At 71.1% G+C, this 15,086-nt stretch carries 16 protein-coding genes and 1 tRNA gene; 9 read left to right on the top strand and 8 right to left on the bottom strand.

The window, feature by feature from the left end:
* Positions 1–99: 99 nt before the first annotated feature.
* Positions 100–175, bottom strand: a tRNA-Ala gene (locus tag AC1PK7_RS14530).
* A gap of 235 nt (positions 176–410) precedes the next feature.
* Here AC1PK7_RS14530 and AC1PK7_RS14525 point away from each other — a divergent pair.
* Entirely contained in the window at positions 411–815 is a 405-nt protein-coding gene (locus AC1PK7_RS14525; protein WP_371184562.1) for an H-NS histone family protein, read from the top strand.
* Between the two features lie 66 nt (positions 816–881).
* Here the strand turns inward: AC1PK7_RS14525 and rnd are convergent, their stop codons facing one another.
* Positions 882–1,967, bottom strand: a complete 1,086-nt coding sequence (rnd, locus tag AC1PK7_RS14520; protein WP_481098599.1) for a ribonuclease D — start codon at positions 1,965–1,967, stop codon at positions 882–884.
* A gap of 151 nt (positions 1,968–2,118) precedes the next feature.
* Between rnd and AC1PK7_RS14515 the strand changes: the two genes are divergently transcribed.
* From AC1PK7_RS14515 to AC1PK7_RS14505, 3 genes are all read left to right on the top strand, one after another.
* Positions 2,119–3,972: a formylglycine-generating enzyme family protein gene (locus tag AC1PK7_RS14515; RefSeq protein ID WP_481100901.1), complete on the top strand. Its 1,854-nt coding sequence runs from the start codon at positions 2,119–2,121 to the stop codon at positions 3,970–3,972.
* Positions 3,973–4,028: 56 nt separating this feature from the next.
* The gene (locus AC1PK7_RS14510; protein ID WP_481098598.1) at positions 4,029–4,937 is read left to right on the top strand and encodes a M48 family metallopeptidase; all 909 of its coding nucleotides are present in this window, start codon (positions 4,029–4,031) and stop codon (positions 4,935–4,937) included.
* Positions 4,938–5,056: 119 nt separating this feature from the next.
* Complete coding sequence (locus AC1PK7_RS14505) at positions 5,057–5,503, top strand: DUF6491 family protein (RefSeq protein WP_010344219.1); 447 nt, start codon at positions 5,057–5,059, stop codon at positions 5,501–5,503.
* Between the two features lie 27 nt (positions 5,504–5,530).
* Here AC1PK7_RS14505 and AC1PK7_RS14500 read toward each other — a convergent pair whose 3' ends face one another.
* From AC1PK7_RS14500 to AC1PK7_RS14475, 6 genes are all read right to left on the bottom strand, one after another.
* Positions 5,531–5,896, bottom strand: coding sequence for a hypothetical protein (locus AC1PK7_RS14500; protein WP_481098597.1), 366 nt, complete (start codon positions 5,894–5,896; stop codon positions 5,531–5,533).
* Between the two features lie 42 nt (positions 5,897–5,938).
* The gene (locus AC1PK7_RS14495; protein WP_010344221.1) at positions 5,939–6,145 is read right to left on the bottom strand and encodes a CopG family transcriptional regulator; all 207 of its coding nucleotides are present in this window, start codon (positions 6,143–6,145) and stop codon (positions 5,939–5,941) included.
* Between the two features lie 142 nt (positions 6,146–6,287).
* Positions 6,288–6,566 carry an oxidative damage protection protein gene (locus AC1PK7_RS14490; RefSeq protein WP_010344222.1) on the bottom strand — a complete coding sequence of 93 codons (279 nt, stop codon included), beginning with the start codon at positions 6,564–6,566 and terminating at the stop codon, positions 6,288–6,290.
* 41 nt (positions 6,567–6,607) lie between these two features.
* Positions 6,608–7,666 carry an A/G-specific adenine glycosylase gene (gene mutY / locus AC1PK7_RS14485; RefSeq protein ID WP_481098596.1) on the bottom strand — a complete coding sequence of 353 codons (1,059 nt, stop codon included), beginning with the start codon at positions 7,664–7,666 and terminating at the stop codon, positions 6,608–6,610.
* Between the two features lie 207 nt (positions 7,667–7,873).
* Positions 7,874–9,241, bottom strand: a complete 1,368-nt coding sequence (gene ftsY, locus AC1PK7_RS14480) for a signal recognition particle-docking protein FtsY (protein ID WP_481098595.1) — start codon at positions 9,239–9,241, stop codon at positions 7,874–7,876.
* Between the two features lie 416 nt (positions 9,242–9,657).
* A complete protein-coding gene (locus AC1PK7_RS14475) occupies positions 9,658–10,365 on the bottom strand; it encodes an AraC family transcriptional regulator (RefSeq protein ID WP_017911046.1) in 708 nt (235 codons plus the stop codon).
* A gap of 172 nt (positions 10,366–10,537) precedes the next feature.
* Between AC1PK7_RS14475 and AC1PK7_RS14470 the strand changes: the two genes are divergently transcribed.
* The 5 genes from AC1PK7_RS14470 to AC1PK7_RS14450 are packed head-to-tail and all read left to right on the top strand — an operon-like array spanning position 10,538 to position 15,086.
* Positions 10,538–11,479, top strand: coding sequence for a 4-hydroxyproline epimerase (locus AC1PK7_RS14470; RefSeq protein WP_481098594.1), 942 nt, complete (start codon positions 10,538–10,540; stop codon positions 11,477–11,479).
* On the top strand, positions 11,476–12,576 hold the full coding sequence (locus tag AC1PK7_RS14465) for an NAD(P)/FAD-dependent oxidoreductase (RefSeq protein WP_295861505.1): 1,101 nt from the start codon (positions 11,476–11,478) through the stop codon (positions 12,574–12,576). Before AC1PK7_RS14470 ends, AC1PK7_RS14465 begins: the two co-directional genes overlap by 4 nt.
* Entirely contained in the window at positions 12,573–12,821 is a 249-nt protein-coding gene (locus AC1PK7_RS14460) for a (2Fe-2S)-binding protein (protein ID WP_481098593.1), read from the top strand. The genes AC1PK7_RS14465 and AC1PK7_RS14460 overlap by 4 nt, the downstream gene beginning before the upstream one ends.
* Positions 12,814–14,184, top strand: a complete 1,371-nt coding sequence (locus AC1PK7_RS14455) for an FAD-dependent oxidoreductase (protein WP_481098592.1) — start codon at positions 12,814–12,816, stop codon at positions 14,182–14,184. Before AC1PK7_RS14460 ends, AC1PK7_RS14455 begins: the two co-directional genes overlap by 8 nt.
* Entirely contained in the window at positions 14,181–15,086 is a 906-nt protein-coding gene (locus AC1PK7_RS14450) for a dihydrodipicolinate synthase family protein (RefSeq protein WP_010343407.1), read from the top strand. Before AC1PK7_RS14455 ends, AC1PK7_RS14450 begins: the two co-directional genes overlap by 4 nt.

Raw genomic sequence — 15,086 nt, 5'->3', positions numbered from 1 at the left:
CGCGCGATCGAGCGCATCCAAGTGCAGGACCGGCCAACAAAAAAGGCCAGAGAGCCTGATGGCTGTCTGACCTCGTTTGCACCGTCGAAGACGGCAAGATGGTGGAGCGGAAGGGGATCGAACCCTCGACCTTCGCATTGCGAACGCGACGCTCTCCCAGCTGAGCTACCGCCCCACATCAGACGCGTAGTGTAACTGGGCACGGGGCCGCGTGCCAAGGGGGCAATGCAACATCGGCGGCGCCGGGGCAGTTGCCGGTCGGGCGCCATCGAAAACGCGCTCAGCATGCTGTCTACAGCGCTCGCATGGAGTCGATATACTCGGCGGCCGAAATCTCCCGCAGTGATTTCGTTCCGGACGCGATATACCGTCCGCCTCATACTTTTTACTTAAAGACAGGTCTTTTACACATGACGGAAGTTCGCAACTTGCAACAGATCGCCGAAGCCAAGGCCAAGCTGCAGGAAGAAATGCGCAAGCTGGAAGAGCAGGAGCGGCAGGCGCGCGAGGGCGAAACCAATGCGGCGCATGCCAACGTGCTGTCGCTGCTGGAGCAGTTCGCCGAGTTCTTCAGCGCCAAGCAGCGCAACGAGATCGCCGCCTACGTGACCAGCGCGGCGCCGAAGCAGGCCAGCAGCAAGTCCGCCGGTGGCCGCAGCGAGGTCAAGCCGAAGTACCAGTTGCCGCATACCGGCGAAACCTGGTCCGGCCGCGGTCGCACCCCGAAGGCGTTCGCCGCCTGGGAAGGCACCGCCGCCTACAACGAATGGAAGGCGCGCCACCCGGATCTGAAGTTCCCGCTCTTCAAGTACTGAGCGAACGAAAAAGGCCAGGAATTCCTGGCCTTTTTTCATTTCCGATCGCGGCCCGGGCTCACCCGCTCAGCGCGCGGCCGCCAGCAGCGGTTGCAGCCGCGGTTCCAGTTCGCGCCTGCGCCAGCCGGCCAGCGGCTGCGGCCATTGCGCGCTTTCCAGCAGGGCTTCCAGGTGCTTGCGCGAGGCCAGCAGGCCGTCGGGCAGGCCGAGTTCGGCGCTGCGTGCGGCCACCGCGTCCTGCAGCCGCTTCAGCGCGGCCTTGTTGTCGTCGCTGGCGGCCAGCGCCTGCGGCGCGTCGGCTTCGTCGGCCAGCGGCGTGGTCAGCGCCTGCCACAGCGCATCGCTGAGCTTGCGCGGCGCCTTGGGGTGCTTGTCGAACAGCGTCAGCATGGCCGGCGGGTCCTGCGGCGGGAACCGCGCCAGGGTGGCGGCCAGTTCGTTGTCCAGGATCCAGCTGCGCGGCTTGTCGCTGTGCCGGGCCTGCGCGTCGCGCCAGCGCAACAGACGCAGCAGGCGCAGTTGCGCCGGGCGGTCCATGAACTGCGCCGAGCGCATGCCCAGGTGCGGCCAGCGCTCGCCGTCGTCCTGTTCGACGGTGCCGAGCAGGCGTTCGCCGTCCTCGTGCAGCCAGTCGCTGCGCTCCAGGGTCTGCAGCCGCGCCTGCAGCGCGTCGTGCAGGGCGAACAGGTGGCGCACGTCGTCGGCGGCATATTCGAGTTGCGCCGGCGACAGCGGGCGGCGCAGCCAGTCCGAGCGGGTCTCGCCCTTGGTCAGGTGCACGCCGGTGATCTCCAGCACCAGCTTCTGGTAGCCCATGCCGGCGCCGAGCCCGGCCAGGCCGGCGGCGATCTGGGTGTCGAACAGCGGCCGCGGCAGGGTGCCGCAGGCGCACTTGAAGGCGACCAGGTCTTCGCTGGCGCTGTGCATGATCTTGAGGATGCCCGGATCGCTCAGCCACGGCGCCAGCGCCTGCGGCATGCCCGGGATCAGCGGGTCGATCAGCAGGATTTCGTCGCCCACCGCCATCTGCACCAGCGCCAGTTGCGGCCAGTAGGTCCGTTCGCGGACGAATTCGGTATCCAGGCCGATGCGGGCCGGCCGCTGCGCCAGCCGTTCGCTCAGTTCGGCGGGTTGCTTGATCCAATAAGGCACGTGATTTCCGTTGACTGCAGGGTTTGCTCAGGCAGGCGAGAATAGCCTAACGTCGCTCCGCCGGCCGCACGGCGCGCCGGCTGGGGCGACGTCGCCAGGGCCGTGATTCGGAGGAAAAGTGCGCAGCAGCGGCGTTGTGATGGTCTGGAGCATGCTCGCGGCGGCGCTGGTCGGCTGTGCGCGGCAGCCGCCGGCGCCGGCCGCCGAGACCGCGCCGGCGACCGCCGCGGCCATCGCCCCGGCGCAGTCGACACCGGCCAGGCCGGTGCAGGCGCCCAGCGTCACCATCGGCGGCGAAGATGCGGCCGAGACCGTGGCGCACTGGCAGCCGCCGTTGCCGAGCCTGAGCCGCAGCGGCCTGCCGCAGGCACGACGCGAGGCGGCGCGCGCGCTGGCCGAGGATCGCCTGTTCGAGGATGCGCAGTCGGCGATTCCGCTGTACCTGGCGATCCGCAGCCTGGCGCCGAACGATCGCGCCGCCCAGGACGGCCTGCGCAAGGCGCGGCGGCGGTTGCTGCAGCTCGGTGCGCAGGCGTTGGGCGATCCGGATCTTTCCGAACGCACGCTCGAGCGGGCCACGCGCATCGCGATGGTGGCGCTGTGGCTGGATGCCGAGGATCCTGCGGTGCGACGCCTGCAGCAGCGGGTGGAGACCGCCGCGCGGGTACTGGCCTACAACCGCGCCGGCGAGGAAGACCTGCGTGGCGGTCGCCTGGGCGAGGACGGCAACGGCGCCCTGGCCGATTTCCGCGATGCGCTGCAGTTGGATGCGGACGACGACCGCGCGCGGCAGGGCGTGGCGGCGGTGGAGAGCGCGTTGATCCGCCGCGCCGAGACGGCCGCGGCGGCCTCGGATTTCGCCGCTGCCGGCAGCTGGCTGGCACGCGCGGCGCGGGTTCGCGAGGACGCGCCCACGGTGCGCGATGCGCGCGTGCGGGTGGAGCAGGTGCGGGTGGCGCGCATCGCCGCCTTGCGCGATGCAGGGTTGCGCGATCTGGCCACGCCGGCGGGATTGAAATCGGCGCGCGAGCGCCTGGGCGACGTGCTGCGCATCGCCGATCCCGGCGACCCGGTGGCGGCGATGCTGCGCGAACGCATCGACCTGGCCACCCACTACGGCAGTTTCCGCCCCGGCCAGGTGTTCACCGACGGCATGCACGACGGCGGGCGCGGCCCGCAGATGATCGTGGTGCCGCACGGCGGCTTCCGCATGGGCGCGGCCGAGACCGAGCCCGGCGCCTCGCCGGCGGAGATGCCGCAGCATTACGTGCGCTTCGACCGCGGTTTCGCCATGTCGATCACCGAAGTCACCGTGGCCGAGTTCCGCCGCTTCGTGGAGGCCACCAATGCGCGTCCGCGCGCCACCCGGCGCGGCCATTCCACCGTCTACGACGAGCGCAGCGGCAACTTCGTGCGCCGCAACGGGGTGGACTGGCAGTCCGACTACCAGGGCGCGCGGGCGGCGCCGAACAGCCCGGTCATGCACGTCAGCGTGCGCGACGCCGAGGCCTATGCGGCCTGGCTGTCGCAGCAGACCGGGCGCCATTACCGGCTGCCCAGCGAGGCCGAGTTCGAGTACGCCCTGCGCGCCGGCAGCCGTGGCCGTTATCCCTGGGGCAATGCCGGTACGCCGCCGCGCGGCAGCGGCAACTTCACCGGCGGCGGCGACGTCTCGCCCAGCGGTCGGCACTGGCGCAATGCCTTCGTCGGCTACACCGACGGCTTCTGGGGGCCGGCCCCGGTCGCCAGTTTTTCCGCCAACGCCTGGGGCCTGCACGACATGGCCGGCAACCTCAGCGAATGGGTCGCCGACTGCTGGCATGCCAGCTACCGGCGCGCGCCGGCCGACGGCGCGGCCTGGTACAACCCGGGCTGCCGCTCGCGGGTGGTGCGCGGCGGCAACTGGGCCAACGCGCCCGAGCAGACCCGCGCGGCGTGGCGGCTGATGCAGGATTCGGACAGCACCAGCGCGCGTGTCGGTTTCCGCCTGGTCCGCGGCATTTGACGCGGCCGCGTCGGCGCCGACGCTAGATTGCCTCACCAGTCAGCGAGGGGAGTGGGATGAATGACGTCTTCGGCCGCCAGGGCGGCGAACCGGGCGGCCGCCGTGGGCCGCTGGGTGGGGTGCGCTGGCTGGTGCTGCTGGGCTTTGCGGTCTATGCGGGGTACTACTGGTTCTCCAACCGCAGCGAGGATCCGTACACCGGCGAGCAGGTGCTGATCGACCGCTCGTTGAACGTGGAGGACGAGAAAGCACTCGGCCTGCAGGCCTATCGGGAGATCCTGGCGCAGGAACGGCCATTGGACCCGCAGGCGCCGCAGGCGCAGCAGGTGCGGGCGATCGCGCAACGGCTGATCGCCAAGGTCGATGTGGTGGAAGACGCGCTGGCTGCCGAACACGGCATGCAGGCGCAGCATGCGGCGCGCAGCTTCGACTGGGACGTCAACGTGATCCCGTCCGAACAGGCCAACGCGTTCTGCCTGCCCGGCGGCAAGATGGCGGTCTACACCGGCCTGTTCCCGGTCGCCGGCAACGCCGATGCGATGGCGGTGGTGATGGGCCACGAGATCGCGCACGCATTGTTGCGGCATGGCGCGCAGCGCATGGCCCAGCAGAAGCTGACCCGGATCGGGCAGATGGCCGGCGCCGCCGGCGGCCTGGACCCGCAACAGCAGCAGATGGCGATGGCGGCGATGGGCTACGGCTACCTGCTGCCCTACGCGCGCAGCCACGAGACCCAGGCCGACGAAGTGGGCTTGATGCTGGCCGCGGCGGCCTGTTTCGACCCGCGCGAGGCGGTGCCGTTGTGGGAACGGATGAGCGCCAGCAGCGGCGGCCAGGCGCCGCCGGAGTTCGCCTCCACCCATCCCAATCCGGGCACCCGCATCCAGAACCTGCAGGCGCTGATGCCCAAGGCGCTGGAGTACCGGCAGCGCTTCTGCGAATCGGCGCGCAGCGCCGCGCAGTGACGGTGCGCGCCGTCACTACGCGGCGTTGGCTGCCTTGGCGCTGAACGCCGTGCGTGCGCGTGTGCTCGCGTGCACGGCAGCGGGCGCATGATGCGCTCCACACCATCAGGAGCGCTGTCATGAAACGCCTGCTGCTGTCCTCTCTCCTCGCCACGGCCATGCTGGCCGGCTGCGCCACCAATCGCCTCAGCGACGACGAACGCCTGACCCTGTACCGCGCCCACGCCGGTGCGCCGGTGCGCGACTTCCAGTACTTCAACCGGCTCAGCGGCTGGACTGCGCTCGGCGACAGCGCACTGGCGGTATGGACGCGGCCGAACCAGGCCTATCTGCTGGAATTCGCCGGCCCGTGCCAGGACCTGGATTTCGCCCCCAGCATCGCCATCACCCATTTCGGCAGCCAGGTCTCGGCGAAGTTCGACGACGTGCTGGTGCTCGGCGGCGGCCCCGGCGCGATTCGCCTGCCGTGCCGCATCGACAGCATTCGCCCGCTCGACGTCAAGGCGCTGCGCACCTCGGAGAAGGAGCTGCGCGAGGCCAAGGTGCAGGAGCGCGCCGGTGGATGAGCTGGGCGCGGCTGCGCCGGCCTGGCCCTATTTCGACTTGGTGCCGTAGTAGAAGCCGGTGGCGGCCGAGACCAGGGTGACCACCGGGCCGAGCAGCACGGCGAAGTCCTTGATGTCCTGCACCTGGATGCCGCCCCAGGCGACCAGGATCAGCAGGCCGGCGACCACGATCCACAGCAGGCCGATCAGCAGGTAGGCGATGTGGCGCCTGGCCTGGTCCTCGTGCGGGCGCGGGTCGTAGTCGTTGCCCAGTCGTGGCGCCACGACCGCGGTGTCGCCTGCGTCGGGATCGGTCAGATCCAGCGTGTCGCTGCTGGCCTCCGGCATGGCCGGGACCGCCTGTGCGGAAGGACGGTCTTGCGCTGCCGCGTCCTGGCGTTGCGGGTCTGACATGGTGCGCTTCCTTGTGCGGCGTCAGCGATGGTCGCGTGGGGCCTATCTGCGGATGACTTCCCGGATCCGGCTGCCGTCCTCGATCAGGATTTTGCGGTTGGCCGCCTCGTTGTCGGCGAAGAACTTCTCCGCGTTGATCGCCCGGCGCAGCACGTCCACCACGGAGACTTTTTCCTTGGTCGCGAGCTGCTGCAGGAACTCGACCTGCTCGGTCGGCAGGTTGACGGTGATTTTCTTGAAGTCGCTCATGGTCGTTCCGCACGCCGATGACGGGGTGTCCCGGACATCGTAGGTGGCGAAATGCCGTATTTCAACCATATGCGGCATGAACGGGGAGCGGGGACGCCGGCCTGGCCGCGGGTCACCGCGTCGGGCCTTGCGCGGCGCTCGTTCAGCCCTGCGGGTCGGGCGCCACGTAGCCGTCGGGCTTGTCGGCGCCGCCCTGGAACAGGAACTTCTCCAGTTCCGTTTCCAGGAACGCACGGTGCTTGGGATCGCGCGGCGACAGCCGGTTCTCGTTGATCAGCATGGTCTGGTGCGCCAGCCAGGCCTGCCAGCCGGCCTTGCCGATGTGCGCGAACACGCGCTTGCCGAGCTCGCCGGGATACGGCACGTAATCGAGCCCTTCGGCGTCGCGTTGCTGGTACTGGCAGAAGACGGTGCGGGACATGGCAATTCCTGGCGGTGCGTGCGACGGCGCGCGCTGGCGCGCTAGAGGCCGTCGAGCAGTTTGCGGATCGGTGCGGGCAGGCCCAGCGCCGACAGGTCGGCGCGCGCCACCCAGCGCAGGTCGGCATTGTCGCCCAGGGCATCGCCCATGGCGACCTTGCGCAGGCGCAGCGGCTGCAGGTGCAGGCGGTAATGGCTGAAGGTGTGCACGATCGGCGGCAGCGCTTCGGCGTCGTCGTAGGCGCGCCCGCGCATCCAGCGCGCGTACCAGGCGCGCAGTTCGCTGTCGGTCTCGGCCTGCGGCAGGGTCCACAGCGAGGCCCAGATGCCGGTCGGCGGTCGCCGCTGCAGCAGCAACTCGCCGGCGGCGTTCTCCAGCAACAGCGCCAGTGCTTCGCGCTCGGGCAGGGTCTTGCCCGGCTTGGGCGTGGGCAGCGCCTCGACCAGGCCCTCGCGGCGCGCCACGCAGTCGTCCTGCAGCGGGCACAGCACGCAGGCCGGGTTGGCGCGGGTGCACAGGGTGGCGCCGAAATCCATCTGCGCCTGGGTGTAGTCGGCCATGCGCCCGTCCGGCACGGCGGCCACGTGGTCGTGCGCGAGCGCCCACAGCGGCTTTTCCACCGCCGGCAGGCCGGGATAGCCGGCGATGCCGTGGTAGCGGGTCAGCACGCGCTTGACGTTGCCGTCGAGGATCGGGAAGCGATCGTTCCAGGCCTGGCTGAGGATCGCGCCGGCGGTGCTGCGGCCGATGCCGGGCAGCGCGTGCAGGGCATCGAAATCGCGCGGCAGGTCGCCATCGTGCAGTTCCACGCAGCGCTTGGCGGCGGCATGCAGGTTGCGCGCACGGGCGTAGTAGCCCAGCCCGGCCCATTGCGCCATCACCGCGTCGTTGTCGGCGGCGGCCAGTGCCGGCAGGGTCGGAAAGTGCTGCAGGAAACGCAGGAAGTAGGGGATGACCACCGCCACCTGGGTCTGCTGCAGCATGATCTCCGACAGCCACACCCGGTACGGACTGCGCGGATGCTGCCAGGGCAGGTCATGGCGCCCGTGGCGGTCGAACCAGGCGAGCAGGCGGGCGGGGAAGGTGTCGGGCTGGCGCATGCTGGCAGGAACTCGTTCCTTCTCCCTCCGGGAGAAGGTGCCCCGAAGGGGCGGATGAGGGTAAGGTTGTTCCTTCTCCCACCGGGAGAAGGTGCCCCGGAGGGGCGGATGAGGGTACGGCCGAAGCCTCGGGAACCTGATTCCGCGAGACGCTTCGCGCCGCACCCTCACCCCAACCCCTCTCCCGGAGGGAGAGGGGCTTCAATCTCAGCCGCCCAGCGCCTCTGGCAGCAACGCGTCGACGAAGGCCTCGGCGTCGAACACGCGCAGGTCTTCGGGGCGCTCGCCGATGCCGGCGAAGCGGATCGGGATGCCGAACTCGCGGGCCAGGGCGAACACCACGCCGCCCTTGGCGGTGCCATCGAGCTTGGTCACCACCAGGCCGGTGACGCCGACCGCGGCGTGGAACTGGCGCAACTGCGACAGCGCGTTCTGGCCGGTGGTGCCGTCGATGACCATCAGCACTTCGTGCGGGGCGCTGGGGTCGAGCTTGCCGAGCACGCGGCGGATCTTGCCCAACTCGTTCATCAGCCCGGTCTGGGTGTGCAGGCGGCCGGCGGTGTCGGCGATCAGCACCTCGGTGCCGCGCGCCTTGCCGGCCTGCAGCGCATCGAAGGCCACCGAGGCGGCGTCGGCGTTCTGGCCCTGCGCGATCACGGTGACGCCGTTGCGCTCGCCCCAGGCCTGCAACTGCGCCACCGCGGCGGCGCGGAAGGTGTCGCCGGCGGCCAGCATCAGGCTGTGGCCCTCGTCCTTGAAGCGCTTGGCCAGCTTGCCGATGGTGGTGGTCTTGCCGACGCCGTTGACGCCGACGGTCAGCACCACGAAGGGCTTGGCGTTGCGGTCGATCTGCAGCGGCCTGGCCACCGGCTGCAGGATCGCCAGCAGGTCGGCGCGCAGCGCCTGCTGCAGCGCCCTGGCATCGGCGAACTCGCGCGCCTTCATACGCTTGCGCAGGCTCTCGATCAGCGCGGTGGTGGCGGGAATGCCGACGTCGGCGGTGATCAGTGCGGTCTCGATCTCGTCGAGCAGGTCGTCGTCGAGCTTGGGATTGCGCGAGAAAAGGCTGCCGACGCTGCGCGCGAAGCTGCTGTTGCGCAGCCGCTCGCGCCAACCGGGCTTGCCGGCCGGCGCGGCGGGCAGCGCGTCGCTGCGGACCAGGTCGGCGTCGGCCGCGGGCACGGACGCGGTGGCCGGTGCTGGAGCCGCCGGAGAGGGCGTTGGCGTCGGCACGCTCGGTGCCGGCGCGGAGGCCGGCGCCGGCACATAGGCCTGCGGCGGCGGCGTGGGCGCTGCGGGCGGCAGCGGCGTCGGTTGCGGCTGCGGGACCGCGACCGGGGCCGGCGCCTGCACGGGATGTTCGGCGACCGGCGCGGGCGTCGGCTCCGGGGGGGCGGCGGGTACGGGAGCGGCGGGTGCGGCCTCAGCGGCAGGCGGCGCCGACGGCGCAGGCGCAGCGGGCTCGGCGCTTGCCGGCTTGGGGAAGGCGGCCGCCAGTTCCTCGATGCTGTAGCGCTGGGTGCGGCTCTCGCCGGCGTTGTCCTGGGGCTTGTTGCGGCGGAATAGGCTGACCATGGATGACGCGTGGACCGGAAACGAAGAATGCTACCACTTGCGACCTGAGCGGCCGGTGCAGAGGGGCGGGCCGGGATGGTTGGCGGGGTGGGATTTGTGGGTCGTGAACGCGTGCAGGTAGGCGCGTTTCTTCAGTCGCGATCGGGCGCTCCCGGTGAAGCCACCCTCTCAGGGCAAGCGCGGATTTGTCATGGTGTTTCGAGGCAATGGCTGCGCCGGACCCTCACCCCAACCCCCGCTCCGCGCCCCGGCCCGCGCTTGCGGCGCGGGCGCTCAAGGGCACGCGCGCCAGTGGCGCGCAAACCGTGCCCTTTCGCCCCGAAGGGAGAGGGGCTCCGCATCCGCAGCGTCGCGATCCCAACGCCCGCATTCAGCAAAAAACGAATCCCCAATCCCGAATCCCCAATCCCGGCCTTTCACAGCTTGCCCTTCATCGACCGGTAGTCGCGCGGGGTCATGCCGACGGTGGCCTTGAACTGGCGGGCGAAGGCGCTCTGGTCGGCGAAGCCGCAAAGCTGGCCGATGCTGGCGATGCTGTCGTCGCCGTGCAGCAGGCGCATCGCCGCTTCGATGCGCATCTTGGTCAGCAGTTGCTGCGGGGTCAGCTGGAACACGCGGCGGAAGTGCCGCTCCAGTTGCGCCACCGACAGCTCGGCCAGGTCGGCCAGGGTCTGCACGCGCAGGTTGTCGCCGTAGTGCGCCTGCATGTGTTCCATGGCGCGGCTGATGCGCTCGTAGGCGGAATGGCGGCTGTCCGGCTGGCCCAGGTCGCGGGAGATGCCGACCACGCCGATCACCTCCTCGCCCTCGCACAGCGGGCGCTTGAAGGTCAGGCACCAGCCGGGGGTGCGGTTCGGGAACAGGTGCACTTCCAGTTGGTTCTCGATCACCTCGCCGCACAGCACGCGCCGGTCCTGCATCAGGTAGCTGCCGCCCAGCGGCAGCGGGAACACGTCCGCGGCCGACTTGCCGATCAGGTCGGCGCGGTATTTCTTGCCCAGCCGCCGCACCAGGGTCAGGTTGACATGGGTGTAGCGGCCGTCGCGGTCCTTCACGAAGAACACCACGTCCGGCAGGGCGTCGAACAGCGTCTGCAGTTCCAGTGCCGAAATCAGAGTGTCCATGGCGTTCACCTGCGGAAGTGGGCGGCGGTGCGGGCGCGCCGCCGCGCGTCCCCCGAATGCCGATGCTAGCCTAAGTCGGCACCGGCGGGCGTCGCCGGGTTGTGCGAACTTCCGCATTGGCGACAGGCAAACGCTGCTAGCCGGCGGCGGTGCCGAATGTGAGCATGGCTCCATGCATACACTCGATGTCATCGACTCGCACAGCGCCGGCGAACCGACCCGTGTCGTCGTCTCCGGCTTCCCCGATCTGGGAACCGGTTCCCTGGCCGAGCGCCGGGAGCTGTTCCGCACGCGCTTCGACGCCTGGCGCAGCGCCATCGCCTGCGAGCCGCGCGGCTCGGACACCATGGTCGGCGCGCTGCTGCTGCCGCCGGTGGCCGCCGATGCCTGCGCGGCGGTGATCTTCTTCAACAACGTCGGCTACCTGGGCATGTGCGGCCACGGCACCATCGGCCTGGTACGCACGCTGGCCGAGCTGGGTCGGCTGAGCGCGGGCACGCACCGCATCGAGACGCCGGTGGGCACGGTCGGCGTGGAACTGCATGCCGACGGCCGCGTCTCGGTCGACAACGTCGAGAGCTACCGCCATGCCACCGGCGTCGAAGTGCAGGTGCCCGAGTACGGGCGTGTGCGTGGCGACGTGGCCTGGGGCGGCAACTGGTTCTTCATCACCGAACAGACGCCGTGCGCGCTGGAACTGTGCCACCAGCGCGCGCTGACCGCCTACACCGAGGCGGTGCGGCTGGCGCTGGAGGCGGCGGGCATCCGCGGCGCCGACGGTGGCGAGATCGATCACATCGAGATCAACGGGCCGGCGCCGGACGCCAGCGCCGATGCGCGCAACTTCGTGCTGTGTCCGGGCCTGGCCTACGACCGGTCGCCCTGCGGCACCGGCACCAGCGCCAAGCTGGCGTGCCTGGCCGCCGACGGCAAGCTGGCGCCGGGACAGGTGTGGCGCCAGCAGGGCATCCTCGGCAGCGCGTTCGAGGGCAGCTACACGGCCGGTGCGCGCGGGGTACTGCCGCGCATCACCGGGCAGGCCTACATCACTGCGCGCGCGCAGTTGCTGATCGATCCGCAGGATCCGTTCGCCTGGGGCATCGGCGCCGCATGAGCGGTTTCGACCTGATCGTCGTCGGCGCCGGCATCGTCGGCGCGGCCTGCGCCGATGCGGCGGCGGCCGCCGGCCTGCGCGTGGCGATCGTCGAGTCGGGCAGCATCGGCGGCGGTTCCACCGCCGCGGCGATGGGGCATCTGGTGGCGATGGACGACGATCCGGCGGAACTGGCGCTGTCGGCGTACTCGCTGCGGTTGTGGGAAGAATTCGCGCCGCTGCCGGAGGCCGAGTTCAGCCGCTGCGGCACGCTGTGGGTGGCGCGCGAGGCGCGCGAACTGGAGGCGATTCCGGCCAAGATCCAGCGCCTGGCCGCGGCCGGCGTGCACGCCGAAGCGCTCGATGCGCAGCGCTTGTATCAATTGGAGCCGGCGCTGGTGCCGGGCCTGGCCGGCGGCATGCGCGTGGCCGCCGAGGCGGTGGTGTATCCGCCGCGGATGGCGCGCTACCTTGTCGAGCGCGCCTGCGCCGCCGGCGCGCAGCTGTACGCCGGGCGTCGCGCCACTGCGCTGGCCGATGCCGGCGTGCGCCTGGACGACGGCAGCGCGCTGCATGGCCCGGTATTGGTCGCCACCGGCTGCGCGGTGCCGGAGCTGTTGCCGGAACTGCCGATGCGCGCGCGCAAGGGGCAACTGGTGATCACCGACCGCTATCCGGGTTTCGTCGCCCATCAATTGCTGGAATTGGGTTATGCCGACAGCGCGCATGGCAGCGACGGCAGCAGCGTGGCGTTCAACGTGCAGCCGCGGCCGACCGGGCAGATCCTGATCGGCTCCTCGCGCGAATTCGATGCGACCGACCGTACGGTGTCGATGCCGATGCTGCAGCGGATGCTGGAGCGCGCCTTCGCGTTCCTGCCGGGCCTGCGGCAACTGCAGGCGATCCGGGTGTGGACCGGCCTGCGCCCGGCCACGCCGGACGGGCGCCCATATCTGGGCGCGGTGCCGGAGCGGCGCGACGTGTGGGTCGCGGCCGGCCACGAGGGCCTGGGCGTGACCACCGCGCTCGGCAGTGCGCGCCTGCTGCTGGACCAGTTGCTGCAGCGGCCTGCGGCCATCGACCCGGCGCCGTACGCGCCGGCGCGGGCGCTGGCATGAGCGCGCGCATGCTGCGCCTGCAGGTCGACGGCCGCGATGTCGAGGTGCTCGACGGCAGCAGCGTGGCCGCGGCGGTGGCGCAGGTCGCCACGCATTTCCGCCGCTCGCGCAGCGGTCAACCGCGCGCGCCGCTGTGCGGCATGGGCGTGTGCGCCGAGTGCCGGGTGCGCATCGACCGCGTCGGCCAGTTGCGCGCCTGCATCACGCCGGCGCGCGAGGGCATGCAGGTGTGGACCGATGGTTGAGTCGCGCGCCCATTACGACGTGCTGGTGATCGGCGCCGGCCCGGCCGGGCTGGCGGCGGCGCTGGCCGCGGCAGGGCATGGCCGCCGGGTCGGCCTGGTCGATCTGCAGGCGCGTGCCGGCGGGCAGATCTGGCGCCACGACGTCGCCCAGGCGCCGCCGCGCCTGGCCGCGCGCACGCTGGCGCAACTGGCAGCGAGCGCGGTGACCTTCCTGCCGCAGACCCAGGTGCTGCTGGCGCAGGACCGGCAACTGCTCACCGATGGCTCCGATGGCCCGCGCTGGCTGGGCTACGACGCGCTGGTGCTGGCCACCGGCGCGCGCGAATTGCTGTTGCCGTTCCCGGGCTGGACCCTGCCCGGAGTCACCGGCGCCGGCGGCGCCCAGGCGCTGGCCAAGCAGGGCTGGCCGCTGACCGGGCGGCGCGTGCTGGTCGCCGGCAGCGGGCCGCTGCTGCTGGCCTCGGCGGCGACGCTGCATCGCCACGGCGCGCAGGTGCTGGGCATCGTCGAACAGGCGCCGTGGCGCGCGCTGGCCGCGTTCACCGCGCAGCTGCCGCTGCGTTGGCCGGACAAGGCGCTGCAGGCGCTGGCGTTGCGCACGCAACTGGCCGGGGTCGGCTACCACGCCGGCAGCGTGGTGCTGGCCGCGTATGGCGAGGGCCGCGTGCAAGAGGTGGAGATCGACGGCCCTCGCGGCCGCCGCCGTCTCGCCTGCGATCAACTGGCGGTGGGCTACGGCCTGGTGCCGAACGTGGAACTGGCGCAACTGCTGGGCTGCCGGCTGGGCCGCAGCGGCGCGCATCCGTGCGTGGCGGTGGATGCCCAACTGCGCACCAGCGTCGACGGCGTGTACGCCGCGGGCGAGGCGCTGGGCATCGGCGGGCGCGATTGCGCGCGGGTGGAAGGCGCCATCGCCGGCCACCTGGCCGCCGGCCAGGACGCAGCTGCGCAGGCGCTGCAACCGCAGCGACGCCGCGCGCGTGCCTTCGCCGCGCTGCTGCAGCGGCAGTTCGCGCTGGACCCACGCATCCATGCGCTGGCCACGCCGGACACGCTGGTGTGCCGCTGCGAGGACGTGCCGCTGTCCGCGCTGCAGGGCCATGCCGACCTGCGCGACGCCAAGCTGGCCTCGCGCTGCGGCATGGGCGCCTGCCAGGGCCGCATCTGCGGCAGTGCGCTGACCGAGCTGGGGCTGGCCGCGCGCGCCGCCGATTTCTCCGACGACGGCCGCCGGCCGCCGCTGTTCCCGGCGCGTCTGGACGCGCTGGCCCATCCTTGTCCGGATCCCGGTCCGGACGCCGCTTCCGTCGCGCCCTCGCGCGCGGCCTCCCTTCGCAACTCTCCACAAGGTGTACTTCCATGAGCAAGGCTTCCTTCTGGTACGGCGTGCTGCCGGCCATCACCACCCCGTTCAACGCCGACGGCAGCATCGACCACGCGTTCCTGGCCAAGCATGCGCAGCTCATGGTCGACGCCGGCTGCACCGCGATCGTGCCGCTGGGCTCGCTGGGCGAGGCCGCGACGCTGAGCTTCGACGACAAGCTGGCGATCCTGAAGACCCTGGTGCAGGCGGTCGACGGCCGCATCCCGGTGGTGCCGGGCATCGCCGCGCTGTCCACCGACGAGGCCGTGCGCCTGGCGCAGGCGGCCAAGCAGGTCGGCTGCGGCGGCATCATGGTGCTGCCGCCGTACGTGTATTCCACCGACTGGCGCGAAATGGGCGCGCACATGCGCGCGGTGATCGCCGCCACCGACCTGCCGGCGATCCTGTACAACAACCCGATCGCCTACAAGACCGATTTCAGCCCGGCGCAGATCGCCGAACTGGCGGCCGAGTTCCCGAACCTGCAGGCGGTGAAGGAATCCTCCGGCGACGTGCGCCGCTTCGCCGCGCTGGGCGAGCTGCTCGGCGATCGCCTGGTGCTGCTGGTGGGCATGGACGATGCGATCGTCGAAGGCCTGAGCATGGGCGCCAAGGGCTGGATCGCCGGCCTGGTCAACGCGTATCCGAAGGAGTCGGTGAAGCTGTTCGAGCTGGCCCGCGACGGCGGCTACCCGGCAGCCAAGGCGCTGTACGACTGGTTCCTGCCGCTGCTGCGCCTGGACACCGTGCCCAAGTTCGTGCAGCTGATCAAGCTGGTGCAGCAGAAGGTCGGCCTGGGCAGCGAGCGCGTGCGCGCGCCGCGACTGGTGCTGGAAGGCGCCGAGCGCGAGGCCGCGCTGAAGGTCATCGACCACGCCATCGCCACCCATCCCGGGCACTGA

The organism is Xanthomonas sp. NCPPB 3174 (genome assembly GCF_056725205.1).
Note: the sequence above shows the minus strand (reverse complement) of the source record. Positions and strands in the feature narration are given on the sequence as shown.

Coding starts and splice junctions, on each gene's coding strand:
- AC1PK7_RS14525 (WP_371184562.1), top strand. CDS start 411: ATGACGGAAGTTCGCAACTTGCAACAGATCGCCGAAGCCAAGGCCAAG.
- AC1PK7_RS14515 (WP_481100901.1), top strand. CDS start 2,119: ATGCTCGCGGCGGCGCTGGTCGGCTGTGCGCGGCAGCCGCCGGCGCCG.
- AC1PK7_RS14510 (WP_481098598.1), top strand. CDS start 4,029: ATGAATGACGTCTTCGGCCGCCAGGGCGGCGAACCGGGCGGCCGCCGT.
- AC1PK7_RS14505 (WP_010344219.1), top strand. CDS start 5,057: ATGAAACGCCTGCTGCTGTCCTCTCTCCTCGCCACGGCCATGCTGGCC.
- AC1PK7_RS14500 (WP_481098597.1), bottom strand. CDS start 5,896: ATGTCAGACCCGCAACGCCAGGACGCGGCAGCGCAAGACCGTCCTTCC.
- AC1PK7_RS14495 (WP_010344221.1), bottom strand. CDS start 6,145: ATGAGCGACTTCAAGAAAATCACCGTCAACCTGCCGACCGAGCAGGTC.
- AC1PK7_RS14490 (WP_010344222.1), bottom strand. CDS start 6,566: ATGTCCCGCACCGTCTTCTGCCAGTACCAGCAACGCGACGCCGAAGGG.
- mutY (WP_481098596.1), bottom strand. CDS start 7,666: ATGCGCCAGCCCGACACCTTCCCCGCCCGCCTGCTCGCCTGGTTCGAC.
- ftsY (WP_481098595.1), bottom strand. CDS start 9,241: ATGGTCAGCCTATTCCGCCGCAACAAGCCCCAGGACAACGCCGGCGAG.
- AC1PK7_RS14475 (WP_017911046.1), bottom strand. CDS start 10,365: ATGGACACTCTGATTTCGGCACTGGAACTGCAGACGCTGTTCGACGCC.
- AC1PK7_RS14470 (WP_481098594.1), top strand. CDS start 10,538: ATGCATACACTCGATGTCATCGACTCGCACAGCGCCGGCGAACCGACC.
- AC1PK7_RS14465 (WP_295861505.1), top strand. CDS start 11,476: ATGAGCGGTTTCGACCTGATCGTCGTCGGCGCCGGCATCGTCGGCGCG.
- AC1PK7_RS14460 (WP_481098593.1), top strand. CDS start 12,573: ATGAGCGCGCGCATGCTGCGCCTGCAGGTCGACGGCCGCGATGTCGAG.
- AC1PK7_RS14455 (WP_481098592.1), top strand. CDS start 12,814: ATGGTTGAGTCGCGCGCCCATTACGACGTGCTGGTGATCGGCGCCGGC.
- AC1PK7_RS14450 (WP_010343407.1), top strand. CDS start 14,181: ATGAGCAAGGCTTCCTTCTGGTACGGCGTGCTGCCGGCCATCACCACC.